The organism is Paenibacillus sp. 1182 (genome assembly GCF_017833915.1).
Classification (GTDB): Bacteria; Bacillota; Bacilli; order Paenibacillales; family Paenibacillaceae; genus Paenibacillus; species Paenibacillus polymyxa_D.
Genome location: NZ_JAFICR010000005.1, coordinates 311,053 through 333,115 on the forward strand (window position 1 = coordinate 311,053; position 22,063 = coordinate 333,115).

General features: G+C 46.1%; 21 protein-coding genes and 1 pseudogene. 16 read left to right on the forward strand and 6 right to left on the reverse strand.

Annotated features, from left to right (window positions below):
• Window positions 1–9: 9 nt before the first annotated feature.
• Window positions 10–558: a PadR family transcriptional regulator gene (locus tag JOD82_RS12775; RefSeq protein ID WP_069010937.1), complete on the reverse strand. Its 549-nt coding sequence runs from the start codon at window positions 556–558 to the stop codon at window positions 10–12.
• Between the two features lie 166 nt (window positions 559–724).
• On the opposite strand from JOD82_RS12775, the gene JOD82_RS12780 reads away from it, so the two are divergent.
• Window positions 725–1,216, forward strand: coding sequence for a phenolic acid decarboxylase (locus JOD82_RS12780; protein ID WP_029515872.1), 492 nt, complete (start codon window positions 725–727; stop codon window positions 1,214–1,216).
• A 103-nt stretch (window positions 1,217–1,319) separates the two neighbouring features.
• On the opposite strand, the gene JOD82_RS12785 is transcribed toward JOD82_RS12780, so the two are convergent.
• The 3 genes from JOD82_RS12785 to JOD82_RS12795 form a co-directional block, all read right to left on the reverse strand.
• Entirely contained in the window at window positions 1,320–1,766 is a 447-nt protein-coding gene (locus tag JOD82_RS12785) for a hypothetical protein (RefSeq protein WP_029515871.1), read from the reverse strand.
• A gap of 268 nt (window positions 1,767–2,034) precedes the next feature.
• Window positions 2,035–2,424 (reverse strand): winged helix-turn-helix transcriptional regulator, encoded by a 390-nt coding sequence (locus tag JOD82_RS12790; protein ID WP_029515870.1) that lies wholly within the window; start codon window positions 2,422–2,424, stop codon window positions 2,035–2,037.
• A gap of 195 nt (window positions 2,425–2,619) precedes the next feature.
• Entirely contained in the window at window positions 2,620–3,963 is a 1,344-nt protein-coding gene (locus JOD82_RS12795) for a glycoside hydrolase family 30 protein (protein WP_069010939.1), read from the reverse strand.
• 211 nt (window positions 3,964–4,174) lie between these two features.
• On the opposite strand from JOD82_RS12795, the gene JOD82_RS12800 reads away from it, so the two are divergent.
• The 10 genes from JOD82_RS12800 to ahbB all read left to right on the forward strand — a co-directional run bounded on the left by JOD82_RS12800 (window position 4,175) and on the right by ahbB (window position 13,745).
• Window positions 4,175–4,855 (forward strand): response regulator transcription factor, encoded by a 681-nt coding sequence (locus tag JOD82_RS12800; RefSeq protein ID WP_029515868.1) that lies wholly within the window; start codon window positions 4,175–4,177, stop codon window positions 4,853–4,855.
• On the forward strand, window positions 4,852–6,621 hold the full coding sequence (locus tag JOD82_RS12805) for a sensor histidine kinase (RefSeq protein ID WP_069010940.1): 1,770 nt from the start codon (window positions 4,852–4,854) through the stop codon (window positions 6,619–6,621). The genes JOD82_RS12800 and JOD82_RS12805 overlap by 4 nt, the downstream gene beginning before the upstream one ends.
• A 23-nt stretch (window positions 6,622–6,644) precedes the next feature.
• Window positions 6,645–7,154, forward strand: a complete 510-nt coding sequence (gene pssA, locus JOD82_RS12810) for a CDP-diacylglycerol--serine O-phosphatidyltransferase (RefSeq protein WP_029515866.1) — start codon at window positions 6,645–6,647, stop codon at window positions 7,152–7,154.
• Window positions 7,155–7,176: 22 nt separating this feature from the next.
• Window positions 7,177–7,671 carry a DedA family protein gene (locus JOD82_RS12815; RefSeq protein WP_029515865.1) on the forward strand — a complete coding sequence of 165 codons (495 nt, stop codon included), beginning with the start codon at window positions 7,177–7,179 and terminating at the stop codon, window positions 7,669–7,671.
• Between the two features lie 90 nt (window positions 7,672–7,761).
• Window positions 7,762–8,178 carry a phosphate-starvation-inducible protein PsiE gene (gene psiE / locus JOD82_RS12820; protein WP_029515864.1) on the forward strand — a complete coding sequence of 139 codons (417 nt, stop codon included), beginning with the start codon at window positions 7,762–7,764 and terminating at the stop codon, window positions 8,176–8,178.
• A gap of 56 nt (window positions 8,179–8,234) precedes the next feature.
• A complete protein-coding gene (locus tag JOD82_RS12825) occupies window positions 8,235–9,242 on the forward strand; it encodes an AI-2E family transporter (RefSeq protein ID WP_029515863.1) in 1,008 nt (335 codons plus the stop codon).
• A gap of 188 nt (window positions 9,243–9,430) precedes the next feature.
• Window positions 9,431–9,991 (forward strand): NADPH-dependent FMN reductase, encoded by a 561-nt coding sequence (locus JOD82_RS12830; protein WP_069010941.1) that lies wholly within the window; start codon window positions 9,431–9,433, stop codon window positions 9,989–9,991.
• A gap of 546 nt (window positions 9,992–10,537) precedes the next feature.
• On the forward strand, window positions 10,538–11,710 hold the full coding sequence (locus JOD82_RS12835; protein WP_029515861.1) for a radical SAM/SPASM domain-containing protein: 1,173 nt from the start codon (window positions 10,538–10,540) through the stop codon (window positions 11,708–11,710).
• A 25-nt stretch (window positions 11,711–11,735) separates the two neighbouring features.
• The gene (locus JOD82_RS12840) at window positions 11,736–12,737 is read left to right on the forward strand and encodes a radical SAM/SPASM domain-containing protein (RefSeq protein WP_029515860.1); all 1,002 of its coding nucleotides are present in this window, start codon (window positions 11,736–11,738) and stop codon (window positions 12,735–12,737) included.
• 18 nt (window positions 12,738–12,755) lie between these two features.
• On the forward strand, window positions 12,756–13,745 hold the full coding sequence (gene ahbB, locus JOD82_RS12845) for a siroheme decarboxylase subunit beta (RefSeq protein WP_176715701.1): 990 nt from the start codon (window positions 12,756–12,758) through the stop codon (window positions 13,743–13,745).
• A gap of 148 nt (window positions 13,746–13,893) precedes the next feature.
• On the opposite strand, the pseudogene JOD82_RS12850 reads toward ahbB, so the two are convergent.
• Window positions 13,894–14,097 (reverse strand): annotated as a pseudogene (locus JOD82_RS12850) (MFS transporter); the annotation flags it as partial.
• A gap of 366 nt (window positions 14,098–14,463) precedes the next feature.
• On the opposite strand from JOD82_RS12850, the gene JOD82_RS12855 reads away from it, so the two are divergent.
• From JOD82_RS12855 to JOD82_RS12865, 3 genes are all read left to right on the forward strand, one after another.
• Window positions 14,464–14,835 carry an MmcQ/YjbR family DNA-binding protein gene (locus JOD82_RS12855; RefSeq protein ID WP_029515857.1) on the forward strand — a complete coding sequence of 124 codons (372 nt, stop codon included), beginning with the start codon at window positions 14,464–14,466 and terminating at the stop codon, window positions 14,833–14,835.
• Window positions 14,836–14,964: 129 nt separating this feature from the next.
• Window positions 14,965–15,591: a nitroreductase family protein gene (locus JOD82_RS12860; RefSeq protein ID WP_029515856.1), complete on the forward strand. Its 627-nt coding sequence runs from the start codon at window positions 14,965–14,967 to the stop codon at window positions 15,589–15,591.
• Between the two features lie 55 nt (window positions 15,592–15,646).
• The gene (locus JOD82_RS12865; protein WP_069010943.1) at window positions 15,647–16,597 is read left to right on the forward strand and encodes a ring-cleaving dioxygenase; all 951 of its coding nucleotides are present in this window, start codon (window positions 15,647–15,649) and stop codon (window positions 16,595–16,597) included.
• A gap of 93 nt (window positions 16,598–16,690) precedes the next feature.
• Here JOD82_RS12865 and JOD82_RS12870 read toward each other — a convergent pair whose 3' ends face one another.
• Window positions 16,691–20,056, reverse strand: a complete 3,366-nt coding sequence (locus JOD82_RS12870) for a DEAD/DEAH box helicase (protein ID WP_069010944.1) — start codon at window positions 20,054–20,056, stop codon at window positions 16,691–16,693.
• Between the two features lie 357 nt (window positions 20,057–20,413).
• Here JOD82_RS12870 and JOD82_RS12875 point away from each other — a divergent pair, with 357 nt between their 5' ends.
• Together JOD82_RS12875 and JOD82_RS12880 are read left to right on the forward strand one after the other, a co-directional pair.
• On the forward strand, window positions 20,414–20,713 hold the full coding sequence (locus tag JOD82_RS12875) for a hypothetical protein (RefSeq protein ID WP_029515853.1): 300 nt from the start codon (window positions 20,414–20,416) through the stop codon (window positions 20,711–20,713).
• Between the two features lie 20 nt (window positions 20,714–20,733).
• Window positions 20,734–22,011 (forward strand): Tle-like phospholipase domain-containing protein, encoded by a 1,278-nt coding sequence (locus JOD82_RS12880; RefSeq protein ID WP_069010945.1) that lies wholly within the window; start codon window positions 20,734–20,736, stop codon window positions 22,009–22,011.
• The last annotated feature ends 52 nt before the right edge of the window (window positions 22,012–22,063 follow it).

Consider the following 22,063-nt stretch of genomic DNA (forward strand, 5'->3'; position numbering starts at 1 on the left):
TTTTTTAGGCTATTCAAACAGGGACAGTGTTTCTTCCAGCCACGTAATATAGCTTTCTTCCCGATTAATGGCACGGCTCAGCACCAGATAATGCCCGAATTGGTTAGAGCCGGGGGATTGAAGATTCTCGTCCAGCTGTTGGAGGGATTTTTTACTTTCGTACAGATACTCCAGCTTTTCTTTACGTTTGGCAATCTGGTCCTCGAACAATCGCTTGTTCTCTTCCTTGGGGATGGCCGCTGAGAAATACAGCATAAGCATAAACTCATCTTTTTCCGTTTCCGGTAACTCCTTGGGGCTTAGCAGCCATTCGGTCAGCTCTTGGGTTCCTTTGGGGGTAATGCAGTACAATTTTTTTTCCAGCTTGGCTCCTGTAATGGAGGTCCGATATTCAATGAGTCCCTCTTCGGTCAGCCTTTTGAGCTCGGGATAAATCTGACTGTGCTTGGCGCTCCAAAATTGTCCGATTTCCTGCTTGAATTGGCTCGTAATATCGTAGCCGCTCATTTCCTCTTTGTGAACCAGGCCCAAAATGGCATATTTTAAAGTGCGTTTCAACGTAGCTCTCCTCGTAAAACGGTATTTGACACTAGTATACCACAGTGCTACAATTTATATGTAGTTAAAAACATGTTTATATTTACATGTTTGAATTGAATATTTATTATCTTTGGTATCCCATTCAATTCATGAAAAATTATAATTTAGGAAAGAAGGATGCAAGATGGACAAGTTTATCGGCAGCCACATGATTTACACCTATGAGAATGGTTGGGAGTATGAAATATATATTAAAAATGAAGATACGATCGATTATCGCATTCATAGTGGTATGGTAGGTGGCCGCTGGGTACGTGATCAGAAGGTCAATCTGGCGAAACTGGTGGAAAACGTGTATAAAGTATCGTGGACCGAACCGACAGGCACTGACGTGTCTCTGAATTTTATGCCTGAAGAAAAACGTATGCACGGCATTATTTTCTTCCCTAAATGGGTTCATGAGCATCCGGAAATCACTGTGCGCTACCAAAACGATTTTATTCCGCTAATGGAAGAATCGCGTGAAAAGTATGAAACGTATCCAAAGTATGTGGTGCCTGAATTTGCAGATATTACATTCATCGAAAATGCGGGTGTGAACAACGAACAATTAATTTCCCAAGCACCTTATGAAGGAATGACAGACGATATTCGTGCAGGTAAACTGCAAGTGTGATCAACTCTGTGCTGAAAGTGTAAAAGCCTGGCCTGTGATAAACAGTCTCAGGCTTTTTTGCATGAACTGGAAAGTAGATTGCTAATGGAGTGGTGGACGATATTTAGAATGAATAGTAGACCAGGCCATGCTCGATGAGATACGAACGACTAATCCGAGGGGGGAGGATGGTCGCTAATGGGGAGAGAATGTGCAGGTTCGCATGGGCAGTCAGATCGGATAAGGCAGATAGAGCCAGCTCTGTTTTATCAGGCCCCCAGTGATCAGCGTGGTGCTGAATATATTGCTCAGCCTCGGTTAAGGACAGACCCTTGAGTGAGGTAAACACGGAAGCCCAGCGGACGAGGTCAAAGGCGCCTTTAATTTCAGGTAACTCATATTCTGCCAGACCTTGAGCGCCGTTACACGACATAGTAAGCAAGCCACAGCAATGGTGTTGATAGGGTTTCGAGTCAGGAAATTGACGATAATCGTATTGAATCATTTCCATGGAACCAATGCGTAATTGGGTCGCTTGGGACGTTGTGGGCTGGGCAAGCGTCATGCTCATGCTAGAATGGCCTCCTTCTCGAGTTCACTGTAAATAGGGATGGAAGAATCATACGTCACAGCGGATGTAATGTAAATCACGAATACAAGTGTAAAATGAGGATATGTAGCGGAAAACGAGCTTTAATGCCAATGGAAACGGATACTTGCATCCATATCTCTTATTATCTTGGGGAACGTCTTTATATCACAAAAAACAACCCCAGATCTCCCGAGGCTGTTTCTACGTGAAATATAGTTCAGCATTTCGCAAAATGCTTGTTTGCTGGTCACACGGGTGTGACGTCTTGAACCGCTTCTTCTTCTTTCCAAATCACGTTCTCGCGATAGTTTGATCCCCAATCGTACATTGCTCTCAGTACCGGAATCAGGCTTTCGCCATGCTCTGTCAGTGAATATTCCACATGCGGAGGGACGACAGGATAGACTTTACGTAGAATGAGTTTATCTTCTTCCAGCTCGCGCAATTGGTTGGTCAGCATTTTTTGCGTAATATGGGGAATCAGCTTCTTCAATTCACCAAACCGCTTGGTGCCTTCCATACCGAGATGCCACAAAATAATCAGCTTCCATTTTCCACCGATGACGGCGAGAGTCAATTCCTTATCACAATTAATCAGCTTCAAATCAATCCGGTCTTTTACAGTAGTGATATTCATCGACCTCCTGTCCGTAGTTATTCCAAGTATACTATTTATAGTTACTATACGCAAAAGGATATACATCCATTTTGGAAACTATGCATACGTATATGGATACAGATCGACTGGACAGTGAAGCATGATGATTACGTAGGACCGGAAAACAGGAACGTAATATTCCTAATATATGCATAATTCCAGAAAACTGCGGCGTTAAGAAGGAATCACGATCGTATTAAAGGACTCTGGCTCCAGTTCCAAACGGTGTGTTGTTTCTCTGATAGACAGGTTCAGTACCCGAGATTCCCTGAAGGGGTTGGCGATGACTAGCACCTTTTGCCCGTCTGTATTTTGAAAAGCGACTGCATCTCCAGTCCATGAGCCGCGAAGTCCGATGCGTTGGGCACCCGGTAATACAAAATGAGAAAAATGCTTCATGACATAATACTCTGGATTCAGGACAGGTTTTCGATCCGTTGGATCAACGGTAATCATCGAATTTTGCTCCCAGCCCCATGTGCTCTTGCCTTTCGGTTCCAAAACCATATTCCAGTAAATATAAGCATTCACACCATTGGTGAAGTAGTGCTGGTACAGATTATATACATATTTGGCGTAGTCCCATGAGTTCTCTCCGTTACCGCATTCATTTTCGGTTTGCATGTAACGAAGCTCAGGATAACTGGCAACGGTGCGCTGAATGGCATTTTTGCCTGCCCACTGGTAGCCTACACCTTTAATATATTTGTAGGCTTCGGGGTCACTTAACACGGTATGGGCATACTCATCGAATCCGGTCGAAGTCTTTTTCATTAATTCCTCCCACGGATCGGGTGCGTTAATGGTGCCCAGCCAAATTTCCGTATCCAGTCCGTGTTCCTCAAAAGCAGGACCCAAATAGTCGCGAATAAATTCACGCAGTTGCTCTCCGGTCCATACACAGGAAGGAAACTTCTGATCGGCAATGACTTCATTTTGAACATGAATCTGATGGATCGTAATCCCTGCCTCCCGGTAAGCCTGAACAAATTTGACAAAGTACAATGCATACGCTTTCAAAATATCCTTTTCCCAGCGCAACGTGCCGTAATTGTAGGCTTTCGGTGATTTCATCCATGTCGGCGGACTCCAGGGTGAAGCGAACAACTTTAAGTCCGGATTGAGTTGTAACGCTTCTCGAATAAAAGGAATGAGATACTGCTGATCGCGCTCGATGGAAAAATGCTTCATCTCCACGTCGCCGTCTGTTTCATTGTGGCTATACCATTCCAGCGCGTAGTCACTCGCTCCAATAGGAAGTCGGCATATCGTGAATTTGTGCTCGCCCTCTGGGTGAAAGAGAGAATGAAGCACCCGATCTCGGTCGTCCTTTTCCAAATGATTCAGGGCCACATAACCTAATTCATTAAAACAGCCACCAAAGCCTTCTACAAGCTGATATGTTTCTCCTGTAAGGATTAGGTTGGCACTCTCTTGGGTATCGGTCAAATGGTGAGCTTGGGATTGCCAAGCTTTAGCTTTGGAAGTGGAAAACCACTGAATGGTTTGATTGCTCATGTGTTACCCTCCTGTCAGGCTTTTTGTATCTCAACTTATTATAGGGTAGGATCTTAGAGGAAGAGATGGTCTGAGCGATGACAAATTTGCCCTAATCCAAGGTTGAATTTGCGGATGGGAAGTTTCAGTAAATAAGAAGTGGTGAGAACACATAAAGTACACATGTTTTTGATATACTGGTGTCCTAGAATGACCGAAAGAGGGAAGTCGATTGAAGAAAAGAGTTCTTCTTGTCGAGGATGAAATACGTATTCGTGAAGTGATTGCGGATTATTTTAAACAAAATAATTGGGAAGTCTATGAAGCAGGCAATGGAAAAGATGCACTTATCTGGTTTGATTCGGTGCAGCCTGACCTGATTATACTCGATATTATGATGCCGGAACTGGATGGTTGGGAGGTATGCCGCCAGGTGCGCAGCCGTTCAGGTGTGCCGATCATTTTGTTGACAGCCAAATCCGGTGATGATGATAAAATATTAGGCTTTGAACTGGGAGCCGATGATTACGTGACCAAACCTTTCAGCCCCAAGGTGCTGATCGCCCGCGCCAACGCGCTGATGAAACGGGTGGAAGGACATGTGCAGCCAGAGTCGCATATCTTGCGGTTCGGTAGTGCCATTCTCAACACGATGGCTCATCGGCTTGAGGTGGATCAGGCAGAAGTCGAACTGACGCCCAAGGAGTATGAGCTGCTGCGGCTACTTATACATAATAAAGGCATCGTTATTTCACGGGATGCGATACTGAACCGAGTGTGGGGCATCGACTTTGAAGGAGATACACGAGTTGTCGATACGCATATCAAAAAGCTGAGAAGTAAGCTGGGCCGTGAATCACGCCATATCCGCACTATTTTTGGTACTGGCTACAGGTTTGAGGAGGAAGAATGAACAAACGGGGAGTTACCTTTAAGTTGTTCATTATGACGGTTGTGTTTTTCCTGTGTTTTTACGGTATGGTGATTTTAAGTCAATTGTTGTTTTTTGAAAATTTTTATCAGAAACAGAAGATTGGGCGTGTGGAAAGTCGTTTGCATAGCTTCGGTCAAAGTTATGTCCAGGAGGCTTGGGGATCGGGCAGGGTTTCGCGTGAGGCAGCTCGTTTTATGCTTCAGAATAAAAACCAGTTGGCGATTGTAACGCTGGACGGCAAAGTAAAGCTGGATGATGCGTTTCATATCAATGTAAGAAAAGCAGATGGTAAAATCGTTAAAATATCGCTGTCTCTGTTTATGAGTGAGTATGGAGATGAGCTGAGAGCTGCCCGGCTTCAGCCTGGCGATACGGTAACGGTTGAAGGTGAGGGATTGGGAACGGAAGGCATATCCTCCGCCAATTTAATTTATCCAACCGGCATACAGAAGCTTGGCTTCAAAAGTATAGGATCAACTTTGGAAGAGGCAAGCACAGGTGGCAGTGTAAGGTTTTCCGGTACGGTGACAGAGATTGTACTGCCGGATCTGAAAACATGGAGTCAGCGACAAGGTTTACTGTTTAGTGCGCTGGAGGAATGGTTTCCTTTATCACAGTCGCATCTGGAGAAGCTTAAGAATTTCGAAGTGTTGGAGGAAGATTGGACGGAACCTTGGACAGGGGTACGCAATGCAGTTATAGTCCATCCTGTTCGTCAGAGCACAGGCGAGATCGACCTCCTGTTCACTGTGACATCGTTGCAGGAAATCAGTGAGACGAATGAGGCTTTGCGCTGGTTTTATCTGTACTTAGGGATCGGAGGATTTGCACTCATTCTAATTTTGTCTCTGTTCTATTCTCGGATGGTGACCCGCCCGCTCATTGCTTTGAATAATACCGCCAAGCGGATGGCTAAGCTCGATTTTACAGCCCATACACCAATCCGGCAGAATGATGAACTGGGCAGCTTGTCCTACAGCATGTATACCCTGTCCCAGAACCTGGACACCGCTTTGCGCGAGCTTCAGGAGGCCAATCAGCAATTAGTGGAGGATATGGAACAGAAGCAGAGGATGGAGGCTGTGCAACAAGACTTTTTTGCCAACGCTTCTCATGAACTGAAAACTCCGCTGAGTATCATTAAAGGCTTCGCAGAAGGATTACAAGATGGGGTTAGCGCCGGGAAGCAGGATCATTATATGAAAGTCATTGTAGAGGAAGCGGACAAAATGGAGCGATTGGTCAAAGATATGCTGGACCTCGCCAAATTGGAATCGGGTACTCTCAAGCTTCGCAAGATGACCTTTATCTTGAGTGAGCTGGTGGAGGAGGTCGTGGACAAGCTATTCCATTTGTTGAAGGAGAAAAAGCTGGAAGTAGTCATTATCCCCGCCAATGAGATGCCGATCCATGCCGATGTAGGATGGATGGAACAGGTGATTATCAACTTTGTTGTCAATGCCATACGACATGCTGAGGAAGGAAGCTCAATCACGATTCGTATCGAAGGTGCTGGGGATATCAGTTTTTTTTCCATTGAAAATAAAGGTGAGACCATTCCTGATGATCAACTGGAGCAGATATGGGATCGCTTTTACCGGGCTGAGCTGTCCCGAAGCCGCCAGACAGGTGGGACAGGGCTCGGGCTGTCGATCGTCAAACGAATTTTGGATTTGCACGAATTCCACTTTAAGGTGGAGAATACCAAGGACGGCGTCCGTTTTGTTGTTATATTCGGAGGCTAAGTTATGGCAAAGGAGTTAAGAGTATGAAATGGAATTGGTTGCCCTCACTATGCACGATTGCAAACCTGGGGGCAGGGGTCTTATCCCTGTATTTCACGATTCATGAGCAATACATGACCGCTTTTATTCTCGTGGTGGTGGCTGCTTTATGGGATGTATTAGACGGTTTGCTGGCAAGGCTGCTGCATTGTTCCAGTGATTTTGGCAAACAGCTCGATTCGCTGGCGGATGTTGTCTCATTTGGGGTTGCCCCTGCTTTTTTGATCTTGTTATACAAGCTGGGAGATACCCATTGGGTAGGACCACTTGTGGCTGTTTTGTTTGTCATATGTGGTGCGGTAAGATTGGCAAGATTCAACCTAATGGCTTTTAGTAAAGGCTTTGTGGGTATGCCGATTACGGCGGCGGGAGTGATCTTGTCCTTTATGTTTTTATGGAGTGAGCATTTGAAGCCGGGGTTGTTGCTTGCGTTAATGGTAGTGCTGTCGTTCCTGATGGTTAGCCGTATTCCCTTCCCGTCCTTCAAAAAATAATCGGTCAGGAGGTGGCGCTCCTATGGAATGGGCCATCAGCATGATTACACAATACGGATATATCGCTATTTTTGCTCTTCTTGCTCTTGGGATTATTGGCCTACCGGTTCCAGATGAAATTATTATGGTGTTTGTCGGCTATTTATCTTCTATTATGGTACTGAATTATTCGGTGTCTATCTTAGTCAGCTTCATCGGTGCAATGACAGGGATGATGATCAGCTACACGCTAGGCAAAAAGCTGGGTCAGCCCTTGGTGGATAAGCACGGCAAGTGGGTTGGATTGACACCGAAGCGATTTGCAAGAGTTAAGGGGTGGTTTGCGCGCTTTGGGTTGTGGACCATTTTGTTTGGTTATTTTATCCCAGGAGTCAGACATGCAACAAGCTATTTGTCAGGGCTTAGTGCGATGCCTGTCCGAAAATATATGCTGGTGGCAAGCGCAGGTTCTCTGATATGGACGCTTATTTTTATCTCCATTGGTTATATTGCAGGGGCGAATATAAACTTTCATTAAGGTGACCCCAAAAGTAATGTAGCATTTTTCACGTATACCACCGATAATATAAATAAAGATGATATTGTACAACCAGTGAGGGGATCTGTATTGAATGCATTAATGAAGTATATTGAGAAGTTACCTGGTTTTCTGCAAATGATCTTAAATATCTCGCTATTTCTGGTCGGGCTGATTTTAAGCTTCTTACTTCTAAAAGAAACATGGTCCATTTTTTCTTATGTTTTTTTGTACACAGAGGCCGACAAAAATTACTATGAATTCACGGAAGAGCTGCTTGTATTTTTCTTGTATTTTGAATTCATAGCATTAATAGTTAAGTACTTTAAAACCAATTTTCATTTTCCATTACGTTATTTCATCTATATTGGGATTACGGCCGTCATCAGGCTCATTATTGTGGACCATGATGATGCTAAAAATACATTCTGGTGGTCCATTGCTATTCTAGTCATGGTAGGTTCTCTATTGATCGCTAACAGTAAATTGTTAAAAAGAGAAAGTTAATGCCGGGAAAGATTGCAAAGGGTGACAGTCAAGTGGGAGAGAGGGAATAAAGACGAATGGTAAGAAACTGGATGAATCATGCGGGCGTCAGGCGGATAGCCGTCCTTGCGATAATCGTTTTGCTGTTGTTTATGTTAAGAAGCATGATGAATATTATGTTGTTAACACTGCTTCTTACGATCTTGATTGGCAGTATATATAACGGAGTGAATAAGCTGGTCAAGCGGTTTGTCAATGTACCGTCAATGGTCGTACTGCTACTGGTGTATGGTCTGCTGATCCTGATTATGGTGTGGGGCGTTTACCGAATGGTGCCGCTAATCATTGTACAGGTCAAGCAGGTGTATCTCATGATTCAGCAAGCGTATATGTATCCTGATCGTAATCAATGGAACGAAACGATTATCGAATTTATGGACACACTGAATGTTCAGCGGCTATTTGAGCCTGGCCTGAGTGCAGTAATGAAGGTCAGTCAATTGGGAACACAGCTTCTGGTGTCAATTATTTTGAGCTTGTTCTTCCTGATGGAAAAATCCTATATTACACGCTTTACAGCTACGTTTGTAGATAGCAAGCTGGGCTGGTTTTTCAAGGAAGTGGGTCATTTTGGCCGTATGTTTCTGGGTACGTTCGGGAAGGTATTGGAGGCTCAACTGCTGATTTCACTTATTAACTGTATATTGACCACGATTGCGCTCTGGATTATGGGCTTCCCTAATCTGCTCGGTCTTGCGCTCATCATTTTCGTACTGGGATTGGTTCCGGTGGCAGGTGTGTTTATCTCACTGGCACCGCTCGGCCTGATCGCTTTCAGTGTCGGTGGCATTCAATATGTAATTTATCTGGTTATATTGATCGTGGTGATTCATGCGATTGAGGCCTATTTCTTAAATCCGAAGCTGATGTCATCCAAAACGAATTTACCGATTTTCTTTACCTTTGTCGTACTTATTTTCTCTGAGCATCTGATTGGAATTTGGGGCTTGATTGTAGGTATTCCGTTGTTTGTTTTCTTCCTTGATCTGATTGGGATAAAACGCAAGCAAGAGAAGGATACTTGATTCAGCAATACAGATTCCGCCCTAGTATAGTGACTATTGATATATCACAAATGCCTGCGAAACCGCAGGCATTTTTTTATTGCCCTTTTGTTCACAGGAAAAATCGCTGACGCTCATCCACTTTTTAATTCTCTTGTTAGCTATAGTACACTGAATATGCAAGATCAGATCAAGTTCGGAGAAATGAGATGATACGGTTGGAACAGAAAATTAAGGTATTGGCTATATCGGGTAGCCTTCGTCATAAGTCCTCCAATACAGCACTTATGAAGGCTACTATGGGGCTGGCTTCTGAAAATATGATGTTCACAGTCTATGATGGGTTGGAAGATCTCCCGCATTTTAACCCTGACTTGGATGTAGATGAGGGGCCAGCTTCCGTAAGAGGGCTACGGGAACAATTGAAACAAGTGGATGGAGTGCTGATCTGTACACCGGAATATGGAAATGGGGTACCGGGTGCTTTGAAAAATGCCTTGGATTGGCTTGTATCTTCAGGTGAATTTGTAAATAAACCAACAGCGGTCATTAGCGCGTCACCGTCTCCTATGGGCGGCCATCTGGCGCATGCCTCGCTGCTGCTCACATTGCAAATGATCAACGCAGAGATTGTGGAGAATGGAAAGGTCATTATTCCGCATATCACATTAAAGCTGAACTCAGAAGGCATCATTACAAACGCTGAAACTAGACAGGAAATGGAGGCATTACTTCAAGGGCTTGAGCAAGCATGCAGAGGACAGGTATAGGAAAATCCAAAGCAGATCCTTCATCATAGAAGGATCTGCTTATTTGAATGGCCACCTACTACATATTCAACGGCAGGAATTCACCAGTTATCTAATATTAGTTGTGTCCAGCAAACGCTCATAGACCTTTAATCGGGCATACACCGTTTCAAGTATCGGATATGACATATTACGATTAGCCAATGCCAGAAGTGTTCCGCTCATGCTGGCAACAAATATATACTTTTGCCAAATTTCACGCTGAATGTCATGGCTGTGTGTAACCGTGAAACCTGCTAGCACTTTTTCAGCTGTAAGAAAAAATCATTTCGGCCACGACCTTTTTGATACCCGCAGCATTACGGGTAAACGTACCTAAAAGCGATACTCATATCGCTACTTCGGAAGCATAAGCTCTAATAAGACGCCGTCAGACGTTTCTTCTTATTGCAGACCCAAGCATTAATGCGGCGCGAGAGCAAGATAATAGCGCATATCCTTATTCTCACAAGTTATCTTAAGATAAAAAGAACTGGTATCTAATTATAGGGAGATGAGGGAACGGAAATGATTAATGTAACGAAACTACTTACCGGTATGAAGGGAGAAGGCGATGATCTTCGTTATACCATTAAGCCGGGCCACAAACCTCATGGCGTTTCCGCGGGCAGAGGGCCTGTCGTCGTATGGAATTCGACACGGGCTTGCAACTTAACCTGTAAACATTGTTATGCGAATGCCTGTCCTGCCCATGATCCCGATGAAATGTCGACGGAGGAAGCTAAGGTATTTATTGATAATCTGGCCGCCTTCCAAGTGCCGGTACTGCTTTTTTCCGGTGGAGAGCCTCTGATCCGCAAAGATATTTATGAGCTGATTTCTTATGCGTCAAGCAAAGGGCTTCGGCCGGTAGTATCGACCAATGGCACATTGATTACCATGGACAGAGCGAAGATGCTAAAAGAAGCAGGGGTTAAATATGTCGGTGTAAGCCTGGATGGGCTGGAAGAGCGCCATGATGAATTTCGCGGGCGAAAAGGAGCCTTTAAGCAGGCGCTTCAGGGTATCCGAAACTGCTTGGTCATCGGCCAGAAGGTAGGGGTCCGGTTCACGATCAGCAGACATACATATGAAGACTTGGATGGTGTCCTTGATTTGATCGAGCGGGAAAATATTCCTCGGGCCTGCTTCTACCATCTCGTCTATTCCGGCCGCGGGAGCGCCCTGCAGCAAGAGGATGTTACCCATGAACAATCCCGGCATGCTCTTGACCGGATTATGGCTAAAACGGTGGACCTGCATGGCAAAGGCAAACCGGTGGAATTGCTCACCGTTGATAACCATGCGGATGGCGTTTACTTATACCAGCGGATGATGGAGCGCGACCCGGAGCGCGCAGCTGAACTGCTTGGCTTGCTTCAGAGAAACGGCGGCAACCGTTCCGGAATAGCCATCGGCTGCGTGGATTGGCACGGCAACGTCTATCCCGATCAGTTCACGAGAGATATCGAAATCGGTAATATCCGCAAGCAGAAATTCAGCGAGATTTGGCGTGATGCCGCTCATCCGCTAATGGTCGGCCTGCGCGACCGTAAACCGCTGCTAAAGGGACGCTGCAGAGAATGCAATTGGCTGGATATCTGTAACGGGAATTTCCGGGCCCGGGCTTCGGTAAGCGGTGATTTCTGGGCGGAGGACCCATCCTGTTATTTAAGTGACCGTGAAATTGGAATCGTATAACACTGGAAAGGAAGGCTGAATACGCATGCTCGTTTCCTGGAATGTGACCAAGAAATGCAATTTATACTGCGAACACTGCTATCGTGACTCGGGGCCGACATCGTCTGTAGAAGACCAGCTAACCACGGAGGAAGGCATCCGGCTCATTGATCAGATCAAGCAGGCTGGATTCAAGCTTCTCATATTCAGCGGCGGCGAGCCCTTGATCCGTGAAGATCTCTGCGAATTGATCGCGTATGCCTCGTCTATCGGCCTTCGTCCCGCACTTGGCAGCAACGGCACGCTTCTGACCGCCGCCAAAGCTGCGGAGCTGAAAAAAGCAGGGCTGGGGGGCATTGCGATCAGCATAGACAGCGCCACGCCTGAGTATCACAACCGGTTCAGGAATGCGCCAGAAGGCTGGCAGCAAGCATTGGAGGGCATTCGTTATGCCCGGGAAGCCGGGCTGAGAGTGCAGATTAACATGACGCTGACCGAGGGAAATATGGATGACTTCGTGCAGGTTGCCCAGCTTGCCGAGGAGCTTCATGTGTCCTCTCTGCACCCGTTCTTTCTCGTCCCGACCGGACGGGCCGTCCATATCGAAGAAGACGGGCTGAAGCGGGAACGGTATTACTCGGTTCTGCGCAGTGTTCTGTCCAAACAGAAGTCAACATCCCTTGAAATCAAACCGACATGCGCTCCCCAGTTCATGCCGCTTGCCAAGAGCATGGGGCTGGAAATGCGGTACACGCGCGGTTGTCTGGCCGGGGTCTCCTATTGTTCTGTGCTGCCGAATGGCGAGGTGCATATTTGTCCGTACCTGCCGGTCAAGGTGGGGAATGTTCGCGAGCAGCCTTTTGATGAAATATGGCGGGATAATCCGGTGTTTCGGGATTTAAGGGACTTCAAGAAATATGAAGGAGAATGCGGCTCCTGCCCCGATGTGGGCATTTGTGGCGGCTGCCGGGCGAGATCGTACTATTACAGCGGCGGCAACTTCATGGCCGAAGAGCCGTGGTGTTACAAAAGATCGGCGGCGCTGTAAGCTGGGGAGGTGGGAATAGTGGACCTGGATTCGAACGACCGGAAGCTGCTGAATCGGCTGCAAATCGGGCTTCCTCTGGTCAGACGCCCTTGGAATGCCATTGCGGAGGAACTGGAATTACGCCAGGAAGATGTGCTTCAAAGGCTTGAAAGGATGAAGAAAGAGGGATTCATCCGGCGGATCGGCGGGGTGTTTAATCCGGCGGGACTGGGATTTAGAGGCTGTTTGTATGCGATGGCAGTCAGGGAGGAGCTTTTTTACCAGACCGCTGCTGTCATCAACAGGTATAGAGGCGTAACCCATAACTACCGCCGGCGCAGCAGGCTCAATATGTGGTTCACGCTGACTTCCCGGACCGAGGAAGAACGGGGGGCTATTCTTGAAACGATCCGTGAAGCGGCGGGAGGGCCGCTGCTATATGAGTTTCCCTCCGAGCAATTATTCAAACTAAAGGTCTTTCTGAATATGGAAGAAACGGCTGATGCATCAGCCATTACACCCAGCCCGAACTTGAATGGAGTCGCAACCTCCAAACAGGAACCATGCAAAATAGAAATAACGGATGTGCAGCTGATCCGCGAACTGCAGGGAGATCTTCCGTTGTCAACTGAACCGTATACCGAGATTGCCAATAAGACAGGTTGCAGCTTGGAAGAGGTGTTTCTGCGCTTGCAGGCACTGCAGGCAGGAGGAGCACTCAAACGAATCGGAGCCGTTCTAAAGCATAGGGAAGCGGGATTTTCAGCAAATGGCCTGTTCATCTGCGTACTTCCTGAGGAGCATATACCTGAGGCAGGAAAAAGGCTGGCCGATTATTCGGAAGTCAGCCACTGCTACAAGCGCCGGACGCACCCCGATTGGCCGTATAATTTATACGCCATGATTCATGGACCCGATGAAGCGTCTGTTCGGAAAGTTGCGGAGCAATTTGTTCGGCGGGAAGACATCAAGGATTACGATATTCTGTTCAGCACGGAAGAATTGAAGAAAACGAGCTTTTCGATCTAAAGCGCTTCTTATATTCACACGGATGCCGTCTCTTCAAGGACAGCGTCCGTTTTTCGTGTTGGCAGGTTAACGCTCTTTGACTATATTGAGTTTAATTCGTAATGCTTACAATTTTACATAGATCGGAAGTATCGAGCGTGCAGTCTGAAAGCATCGGCAAAGGCCCCGCTAATCTTAATGAACTGACCCCTAGATCCTGTGCAATTTGTGGCAGTAATCCAGCAGGCAGGCTTTCTGTAAGAATGCAGATGAATCCCGCCATGGCTAAAGCCAGCAACCCGACCCACGGGAGACGTTTGGAAGACGACACATTTGCACCGCCTTTTCTTATAAGAGCAGTGTTTGAGTTCACGAAAAAAATCTCCTTTATTTATTTTTTGCCGCTTAAAAAAGCTTTCGCTTCCGTATAAGCTTATATAAATAAAACACTTTTTTACATGGATGATTAAAGGGGGATGAAGTGAATTAAGAGGAAAATAGGCGCTACCTTATTGCGCCTAACAGTAGTCATTATTATTTTTCGCGAACCAGCTATCCTGTCCCATATAGAGCCAATCCGAACAGTGTGTGCGACGGTATCCGTAGTGGTTCACCTTTAGCACAGTTCCCCTAAATGTAGCACGGACTTAGTGTATATGTAGCGTATGAAGGTGATATAATAGGGCGCAAATAGGTAGGTTCGTAGAACAAATAACTCGGAACAGAGGAGAGAAGGCTGGTGTTTGAGCAAATTGTAGCATATGGTTTGAGCCAAAAAGAGGCCGTTAAGGATTACCCGTTTGGTGCTGATCCCCTGGTACTCAAAGTAGGGGGCAAGATGTTTGCTCTCCTGACTGAAAAGGATGGTATTAGCCATGTATCCTTGAAATGTGATCCAGTCATTGCGGTAAATTTGCGTGAACAAAACAAGGCGATTAAGCCAGGCTATCATTTAAATAAAAAGCATTGGAATACGATTGAGGTTGATGCTACCTTCCCACTGGAGGATTTGTACAGCATGATCGACCATTCGTATGAGCTGGTCTTCAAGAGCTTAACCAAAGCGCAACGTGAAGCGATTACGATGAGAATACGGGCAACGGATCTGTAAAGGGCTGAGTGAAGCCCTTTTTTTGTATCCAAAAATACTTATAGTTTTACTTGACAGAAATCACAAATAGATATATTCTTAATTTAAAGATAATTCATTTGAAAATAATATCAAGGAGTGGAACTTAACATGAGCGAACTGGTGAATATTATTCAAGAGAGAAGATCAGCTTCTAAATTTATTCCTGATGTTACTATAGATGCAAAAGAACTAGAAGAAATATTTCAGTTGGTGAAGTTTGCTCCATCGGCTTTTAATTTACAGCATGCGCGTTATATCGTAGTGCAGGATGCGGATACCAAACAAAGACTGCATGATGAGGCAAGTAAGCAGTATAAAATATTAACGGCTTCGGCGACCATTGTAGTGTTGGGGGATACAGAAGCTTATACCAAGGTAGCTGACCTCAACGAAGGATTCCTGAATTTAGGTGTCCTGAGCAAGCAGGAATATGATAGTACAGTGGAATCGGTAACTCAGTTTTATCGCGAGCGGGGACCTGTCTTCCAGAGAGAAGAAGCGATCCGTAATGCCAGCCTGTCGGCTATGCAATTTATGCTGATTGCCAAGGACAAAGGCTGGGATACATGCCCGATGATCGGTTTTGATCCGGCGAAGGTGCAGGAAGTACTGAATATTCCAGAGCAATTTGTACCGGTGATGATGATTACCTTGGGTAAAGAGGACGAATCGGGTCAGCGGGCACGGGGATACCGCAAGCCGGTTGGACAATTTGTCAGCTACAATGGATTTTGAAATTTGTAAATCATTTGTGTAAATAAATCAACATGTTAATGAAGGAGTGATAAAGATGTCATTGAAAACCGCTGGAATTCACCATATCACGTCCTTTGCAGGCGACCCGCAGGGCAACGTTGATTTTTACGCAGGCGTACTTGGTCTGCGATTGATTAAAAAGACGATCAACTTTGATGCTCCAGAAGTATACCATTTGTACTTTGGTAATGAAGAGGGCAGCCCGGGAACAATCATTACTTTTTTTCCAGCTCCGGGTACACGCAAGGGTAAGATTGGAGGCGGACAGGTTGGGATTACGACGTATGTCGTGCCATCCGGTGCTTTGGAATACTGGGAAAACCGTCTGCACAGCTTGAAGGTATCTTTCACGAAGGCTAATCGTTTTGGCGAGTCATTCATCCAGTTCCGAGACAACGAGGGCTTACATCTGGAGTTGGTGGAGCGGGAAGGTGGCCCGTTGAACACGTGGACAGCCGGGGGTGTGCCTACGGATAAAGCGATCAAGGGCTTTGGCGGGGCGGTACTGTACAGTGCGGATTCCAAACATACGCAAGGGGTGTTGGAGAACGTCCTGGGGATGACTCTCATCGGAGAAGACGCAAATGCAGGCTACATCCGCTATCAGACGACAGGTGATCTGGGCAACCTGATCGATATTCCGGTCAAAGATGTCCCGTGGGGGAATGGCGGTGCCGGTACGGTTCACCATATTGCCTGGCGCGCGCAGGATGATACGGAGCATCAAGCGTGGAACGAATGGGTTCACCAGCAGGGTTTTGGGACTATTGGCATTGTAGATCGCCAATACTTCAATGCCGTATACTTCCGCGAGCAAGGCGGTATTCTATTCGAGATCGCAACCGATCCGCCCGGATTTACGGTGGATGAGGAATTGAATGAGTTGGGGCACAAGCTGATGCTGCCTGAATGGTATGAGCCTCAGCGCACCCAGATTGAGTCTAACCTGGTTCCCATTGAACCTAGAGTATTAAAACAGGATTAATCTGCTCGATCCAAACAATCATATTAGAAGCAAAAAGGTCCAATACGGGAAGATTTCTACCGTGATTGGACCTTTTTGTGCATGTGGAATTAGCTAGATCATGAGCAGTTCGCGAATCTCCAGCTCGGTCAGTGCCGAAAGGGTTTCTTGCCCCGGCTGAATGACCTGGTCGATCATGTTTTTCTTTTTTTGTTGCAGTTCATACATTTTATCCTCTACTGTGCCTTGGGCGACGAGACGAATAACCTGCACGACTTTTTTCTGGCCCATTCGGTGTGCACGGTTGGTAGCCTGCTCCTCTACAGCGGGATTCCACCATAGATCATACAGTATGACTGTATCTGCGCCGGTGAGGTTCAGGCCAGTACCTCCTGCCTTTAGGGAAATCAGGAACAGCTCGCGTTCTCCTTCGTTGAAGCGATCGCACAGTTCGACTCGTTCCAGAGCGGGAGTCTGCCCATCCAGGTAAAAGTAGGACACTCCTTCTCGAGCAAGCTCGCGTCCGATCATTTGAAGCATCGTGGTGAACTGTGAAAAAATGAGCATCCGTTTCCCGGAGCTGAGACATTCCGTAATGATCTCCAACAGCTGTTCAAATTTGGCGGAGCTTCCCGTATATCCTTCGATGAACAAGCCAGGATGACAGCAGAGCTGACGAAGCCGGGTTAGACCTGCGAGAATTTTGATCCGATTTTTCTGAAATCCTTCCTCGTTGAGATGCTTTAACGTTTCATGCTGGAGCTTGGCCAGATAGGCCGTATACAGCTTTTTCTGATCTGGCAGAAGCCGGGATACCTGCACGGATTCGATTTTTTCCGGCAGCTCCTTGAGGACATCACTCTTGAGACGGCGCAGCAAAAAAGGACGAACCCGCTTGGCAATCACATTTCGAGGCAGGTTGTGAAACGCTCTTTTCCCGCCGGGAAATAACGCAGGAAATACAACGTCAAAGATGGACCACAGCTCTTCCAACGTATTTTCTACTGGCGTTCCTGTCAGGGCAAAACGGTAACGAGCTTTTACATCCTTAACAGCCTGTGCCGTCTGGGTGGCATGATTTTTGAAAGCCTGTGCCTCGTCCAGAATGAGCGTATGAAACGATGGCTTGCTGTACACATCTGCATCGCGTCGTAGCAGCGGGTAGGACGTAATGACGACGTCATAACTGGCGGCATCCCGTATGATCCGGCCGCGTTCTTCCGGGCTGCCATCTGCGATAGTAACGCGGATATGTGGAGCAAACTTCTCCAGCTCATTCCGCCAGTTGTACACCAGTGATGCAGGGGACACGATCATGGCTGGAAGCTGCTGGTTGCGGATTTCCGGCAATACTGAGACAAGGAAGGCGATACTTTGCAGCGTTTTACCCAGCCCCATATCATCTGCCAAAATGCCCCCAAAACGGTAATGCGCCAATGTCTTAAGCCATTGAAAGCCGTAAACCTGATAATCTCTTAAGATTGGGGCAAGCATGTCTGGAACTGGAAAGTCGAGATGGTCTGGGTTGCGTATATTTTCCAGTAGCTGGCGAAAGGTTTTACCCAAAGTCAGGTTTTTCCCATGATCGTGAGGATCAATTAAGTACAGTCCTTGCGTGACGGGAACACGAATTTGGGCTGCATCCAGATCACTTTTGCGGATACCTGTTTCATTCATGAACCGAATCAATTCCTTGTATTCCTCTGTTTCCAGCGGCAGCAAGGCACCATTCGGCAGACGGTGATATTTCTGTTTTTCCTCTAACGATTTGAGCAGTTTGCGAATTTCCGGTTCCGGTATGCCCTCCATATCAAATTTAAATTCAAGCCAATCTGTACGTTCATCCCACTCCGCGCGTATCCTTGGGGTAGGCAGAGTATTGTTTATTTTTGCTTTGACTGCACCTGTAGCATAGACGTCCAGCAGCTTTTCCAGTTGCGGAACCGTATGGTACAAAAAATCATACTCTGCATCTTCATCTTCCATAAAATATCCGCTGTCTGTTCTGGCAAAGGAGCTATGCTCCATCAGCTCCAAAATCCGTTGCTCCTGTTCTCCATCACGTATCAGAATTCGGTCGTTACCAGGCGTTCGTGCATCTGTTTCCAGCGGGTTGATGATGATATCCCCATATTGGAACTCCAGCCCTGCCAGCAGCTTGTCTCTTACTCGGTCCAGATACAGCTTGGCCTTCAATGGCTGCTGTGTGACCCGATCTGAGACGGAACGTGTTATATGAACACGTCCGAGCTTCATTAACCCGGGTACAACCTTGTCCATAAAAGATTCCATCTGCTCTGGCGCGATCTGAACTTTTCGCCTGTGATGTACTTCTACCATCCGTTTTAGCTCGGACAAACGCCGTAAGGGGTCGGCTTTCTGTTTGACAAGCTTGCCATCGGCAATGACGACACCATAGTCTTCCATGATGGTCAAGTCATCCAATCCTTGTATGCTTAGCTGGTAGCCTTCGGTTTCGGCCTCAGCCTCATCAAATTCAAATTGCAGCGGAAGCATCAGGTCGGACTGGGGAATACCCTCGTTCATGTTTCCGTGAATTTCAAAGTAGACGCCCTGTGCTGCTGTCAGCAAGGGGAGCAGCTTTTCCCAAGCCGCAGGCGGGATGAGGAGCATTCGCTCGCCGCTCATATGACTACTGGAAGATGAATACGTGCCTGAGGTTTCCCGAATCATACGCTCATGGTGGCACACCTGGGATAATTGCTGGAGAATAGCGTCATGTTCAGGTCGGAAGCGGTACAGCTCAGGCTCGTATGAGAAGCTTTTCGTGAACATGTAGCTATCCCCACGGTCGATACTCTGCAGAAACGGACGGATTTTCTGGACGATATATAATCGTTTGGGACCGGCCTTCATTTCCACACCAAACATATATTTTTGGTAACCGTAGGCAAAAGGTCGGATCACGAACTGAAAATCCAAGACCGCGCGAGTATCCAGTAGGGTTGGTGTGCTGCGAAGCGGTCGCTTGCGGCCAAATAGCTTTAACATGCTGTCGGTTAGCTGGAGATCGCCTTGTGTGATGTCAGAGGATCGTGCTGTTCTAGCAGTGTGATCATATGAAGCATCTGTAGATGTGTACATCCCGTCTGAATCCATGCTTCCTGCTGTATCTGGGGCAGTACCGGGATGAAGTCTGGAGGCATAGGAGCGCACAGACAGACTCTTTCCACGGCGTATATCATGGGCGTTAAGGAGAACAGCTGCGATATGTTTACAATATCGACCGGTGTTCTGAAATGTGCTACAGGTGCATTCTGCTCGGATACTTCCATTGGATCGGATCATCGCCGCAACAGCATAAAAGCTGCTTCCTTTGACCGTAGCTTCGTATACCCCTTCATCATGATCTATTTGTGTAAAGGCCACTCTTTTGGCCCGGTAATAGGCATCCCCGTCGTCATAAGCGGCTTGACTGCATAGTTGTCTGATGGCTCGTCGGGTAAGTTCAAAACTCATGGTTCGTAATCCTTTCCTGGGTTATTCCGTTTTCTTACATGATAACAGAACAGACAGGAGGATGGACATGTGGGGAATGTAATTGAAAAATATGGATGATATTATACGAGAAATAAAACTTATCAGCTAAGAACGGAAGGTTTCCACACCGATTTGATACCGTAGACTTAACCCTATCCCATGTCTTATGGCGTATTGATTGTCTTTGGAAAGAAAAGGTACAATTTATAAAAGGGATTTTGTGGATATAAAATGGATGTTACGCATATGAAAGGGATGATTAGGATCAGTCACCGATATCTAAAAGGAATGATGGTGTTGATAGCCCTTATTTTAATACTGGGAGGATGCCACAAGGTGAATAAAGACGAAGATGCTGAACTGATCAGTAAGGCGAAAGCTACGGCTGTTCAATATTTGAAGGAAAAATACGAACTAGACGTTGAAATCACATATGCAAAAAAATTTCCTCCTTATGTAACAAACAAGGTAGATATAAGTGGCAATGTAATAGGTCATGCAGAAGAGGATTTTACGATTTCTGTAAACTATGAAAATCAGGAAACTTCGAATTTTGCTATAAGTCCCGAGCTAAAAAAGGTGCTTATTGAAAATGGGACTTATCCAGGCTTTCAAGATAAAAAGAAAAATCACTAGATCAGAGGAGTGTAAATAGTATGAGTTCACTTCAAGTAAGTGACGAAACTTATAAAATAATGTCTGAAATGGCCTATAAAAAAATGAAAAAAGGTGCTGAACCATCAGAAGAACTCCCCGGCTGGAAAGTGTTAGACACGCTCGATCGCGAGGATTCGGGACTTGCCGCTGTCACATTTTACAACGAAGAAACGGAACAGGCCGTTATCGCCTATCGTGGGACGGAAACGGATGATCCACAGGATCTGTATAACGATGTGACTCTTGCACTTCCTGAAATTAACCGCAAAATTCACGGTAGCTTGAATATTCATTCAGATGAATATAATGAAAAAATGAAAAAAATGGACGACGCTTTAGGGTTCACGGCGTTTAACAACTGGATGGGAGAGAAAGAAAAAAGCGTAGATAAGGCTTTGTTCGGCAGCTCGAACCAGTTCTATCAGGCAGAGGACTATGCGAAGGATATACAAAACAAGTACAAAAACTACAACTTCTCGCTAACTGGACATTCGCTGGGAGGAGGGAATGCACAATATGTAGCTGCTTATACAGGGTTAAATGCGGTTACATTCTGTGCGCCTTCGGTCATTTCCAGTCTGACACCGGAGTACAGAGAGAAAGCAGAAAATGGTGAGTTTGACCATCAAATTACGAATTTTCTGCATCCCAGTGATATGATAGCTAGCTTTATTGGGGGAGGGTACGATCTTCACGTAGGAGCTTCCTACCATATTGACAATAATTATCAAACAGCTAATGAAGGCTTAGGACTAAAAGAGAGAGTGGACAACACGTTGGGTGGGCCTTCCTATCACTCACTCAATCATTATAAGTTTGATAAGAATGGCTATGTATCCAACCCGCTATATGATCCTGTAACAGGCGAACGAATCGCGGAATCTCCGCGTATTCCATCTGACTTTAACCTAATGGAAACGGTGGATGGCTGGATACATCAATTAGGACAGACCTTAACTCAATTCCAAAAGGCAGCGCTGGTAACGGCGGCAACATCTGCTTCAGCAGGTACGATTCAAGTCATGCCGGAGCATCTACTCGCTGTAGCTGAAAAATGGAAGGCGAATGCACAACAATGTGATGCAGATTTCCAACGTGTCAGAGCCAGGCTTTCACGCTATTTGCACAGTAGTCAGAGTCGGCGGTTGCAGCCGATTGTAACACAGCTTGACTCCTCCATGATGGAATTTAGTCAGTGGCATTTACGGACGACTAATGAATTTCTTTACAATCTCGAGTACAAAATAGAGCAGTTTATCCAGGCAGATATTAGCTAATAACGCTAATAACAAGGTACTAACGATATAGAAAAATGAATACATAGGAGGT

What these genes read in the sequence shown, in the direction of transcription:
- JOD82_RS12780 (WP_029515872.1), top strand. Translation starts at nt 725, where the DNA reads ATGGACAAGTTTATCGGCAGCCACATGATTTACACCTATGAGAATGGT.
- JOD82_RS12785 (WP_029515871.1), bottom strand. Translation starts at nt 1,766, where the DNA reads ATGAGCATGACGCTTGCCCAGCCCACAACGTCCCAAGCGACCCAATTA.
- JOD82_RS12790 (WP_029515870.1), bottom strand. Translation starts at nt 2,424, where the DNA reads ATGAATATCACTACTGTAAAAGACCGGATTGATTTGAAGCTGATTAAT.
- JOD82_RS12795 (WP_069010939.1), bottom strand. Translation starts at nt 3,963, where the DNA reads ATGAGCAATCAAACCATTCAGTGGTTTTCCACTTCCAAAGCTAAAGCT.
- JOD82_RS12805 (WP_069010940.1), top strand. Translation starts at nt 4,852, where the DNA reads ATGAACAAACGGGGAGTTACCTTTAAGTTGTTCATTATGACGGTTGTG.
- pssA (WP_029515866.1), top strand. Translation starts at nt 6,645, where the DNA reads ATGAAATGGAATTGGTTGCCCTCACTATGCACGATTGCAAACCTGGGG.
- JOD82_RS12815 (WP_029515865.1), top strand. Translation starts at nt 7,177, where the DNA reads ATGGAATGGGCCATCAGCATGATTACACAATACGGATATATCGCTATT.
- JOD82_RS12825 (WP_029515863.1), top strand. Translation starts at nt 8,235, where the DNA reads ATGGTAAGAAACTGGATGAATCATGCGGGCGTCAGGCGGATAGCCGTC.
- JOD82_RS12830 (WP_069010941.1), top strand. Translation starts at nt 9,431, where the DNA reads ATGATACGGTTGGAACAGAAAATTAAGGTATTGGCTATATCGGGTAGC.
- JOD82_RS12835 (WP_029515861.1), top strand. Translation starts at nt 10,538, where the DNA reads ATGATTAATGTAACGAAACTACTTACCGGTATGAAGGGAGAAGGCGAT.
- JOD82_RS12840 (WP_029515860.1), top strand. Translation starts at nt 11,736, where the DNA reads ATGCTCGTTTCCTGGAATGTGACCAAGAAATGCAATTTATACTGCGAA.
- JOD82_RS12860 (WP_029515856.1), top strand. Translation starts at nt 14,965, where the DNA reads ATGAGCGAACTGGTGAATATTATTCAAGAGAGAAGATCAGCTTCTAAA.
- JOD82_RS12865 (WP_069010943.1), top strand. Translation starts at nt 15,647, where the DNA reads ATGTCATTGAAAACCGCTGGAATTCACCATATCACGTCCTTTGCAGGC.
- JOD82_RS12870 (WP_069010944.1), bottom strand. Translation starts at nt 20,056, where the DNA reads ATGAGTTTTGAACTTACCCGACGAGCCATCAGACAACTATGCAGTCAA.
- JOD82_RS12880 (WP_069010945.1), top strand. Translation starts at nt 20,734, where the DNA reads ATGAGTTCACTTCAAGTAAGTGACGAAACTTATAAAATAATGTCTGAA.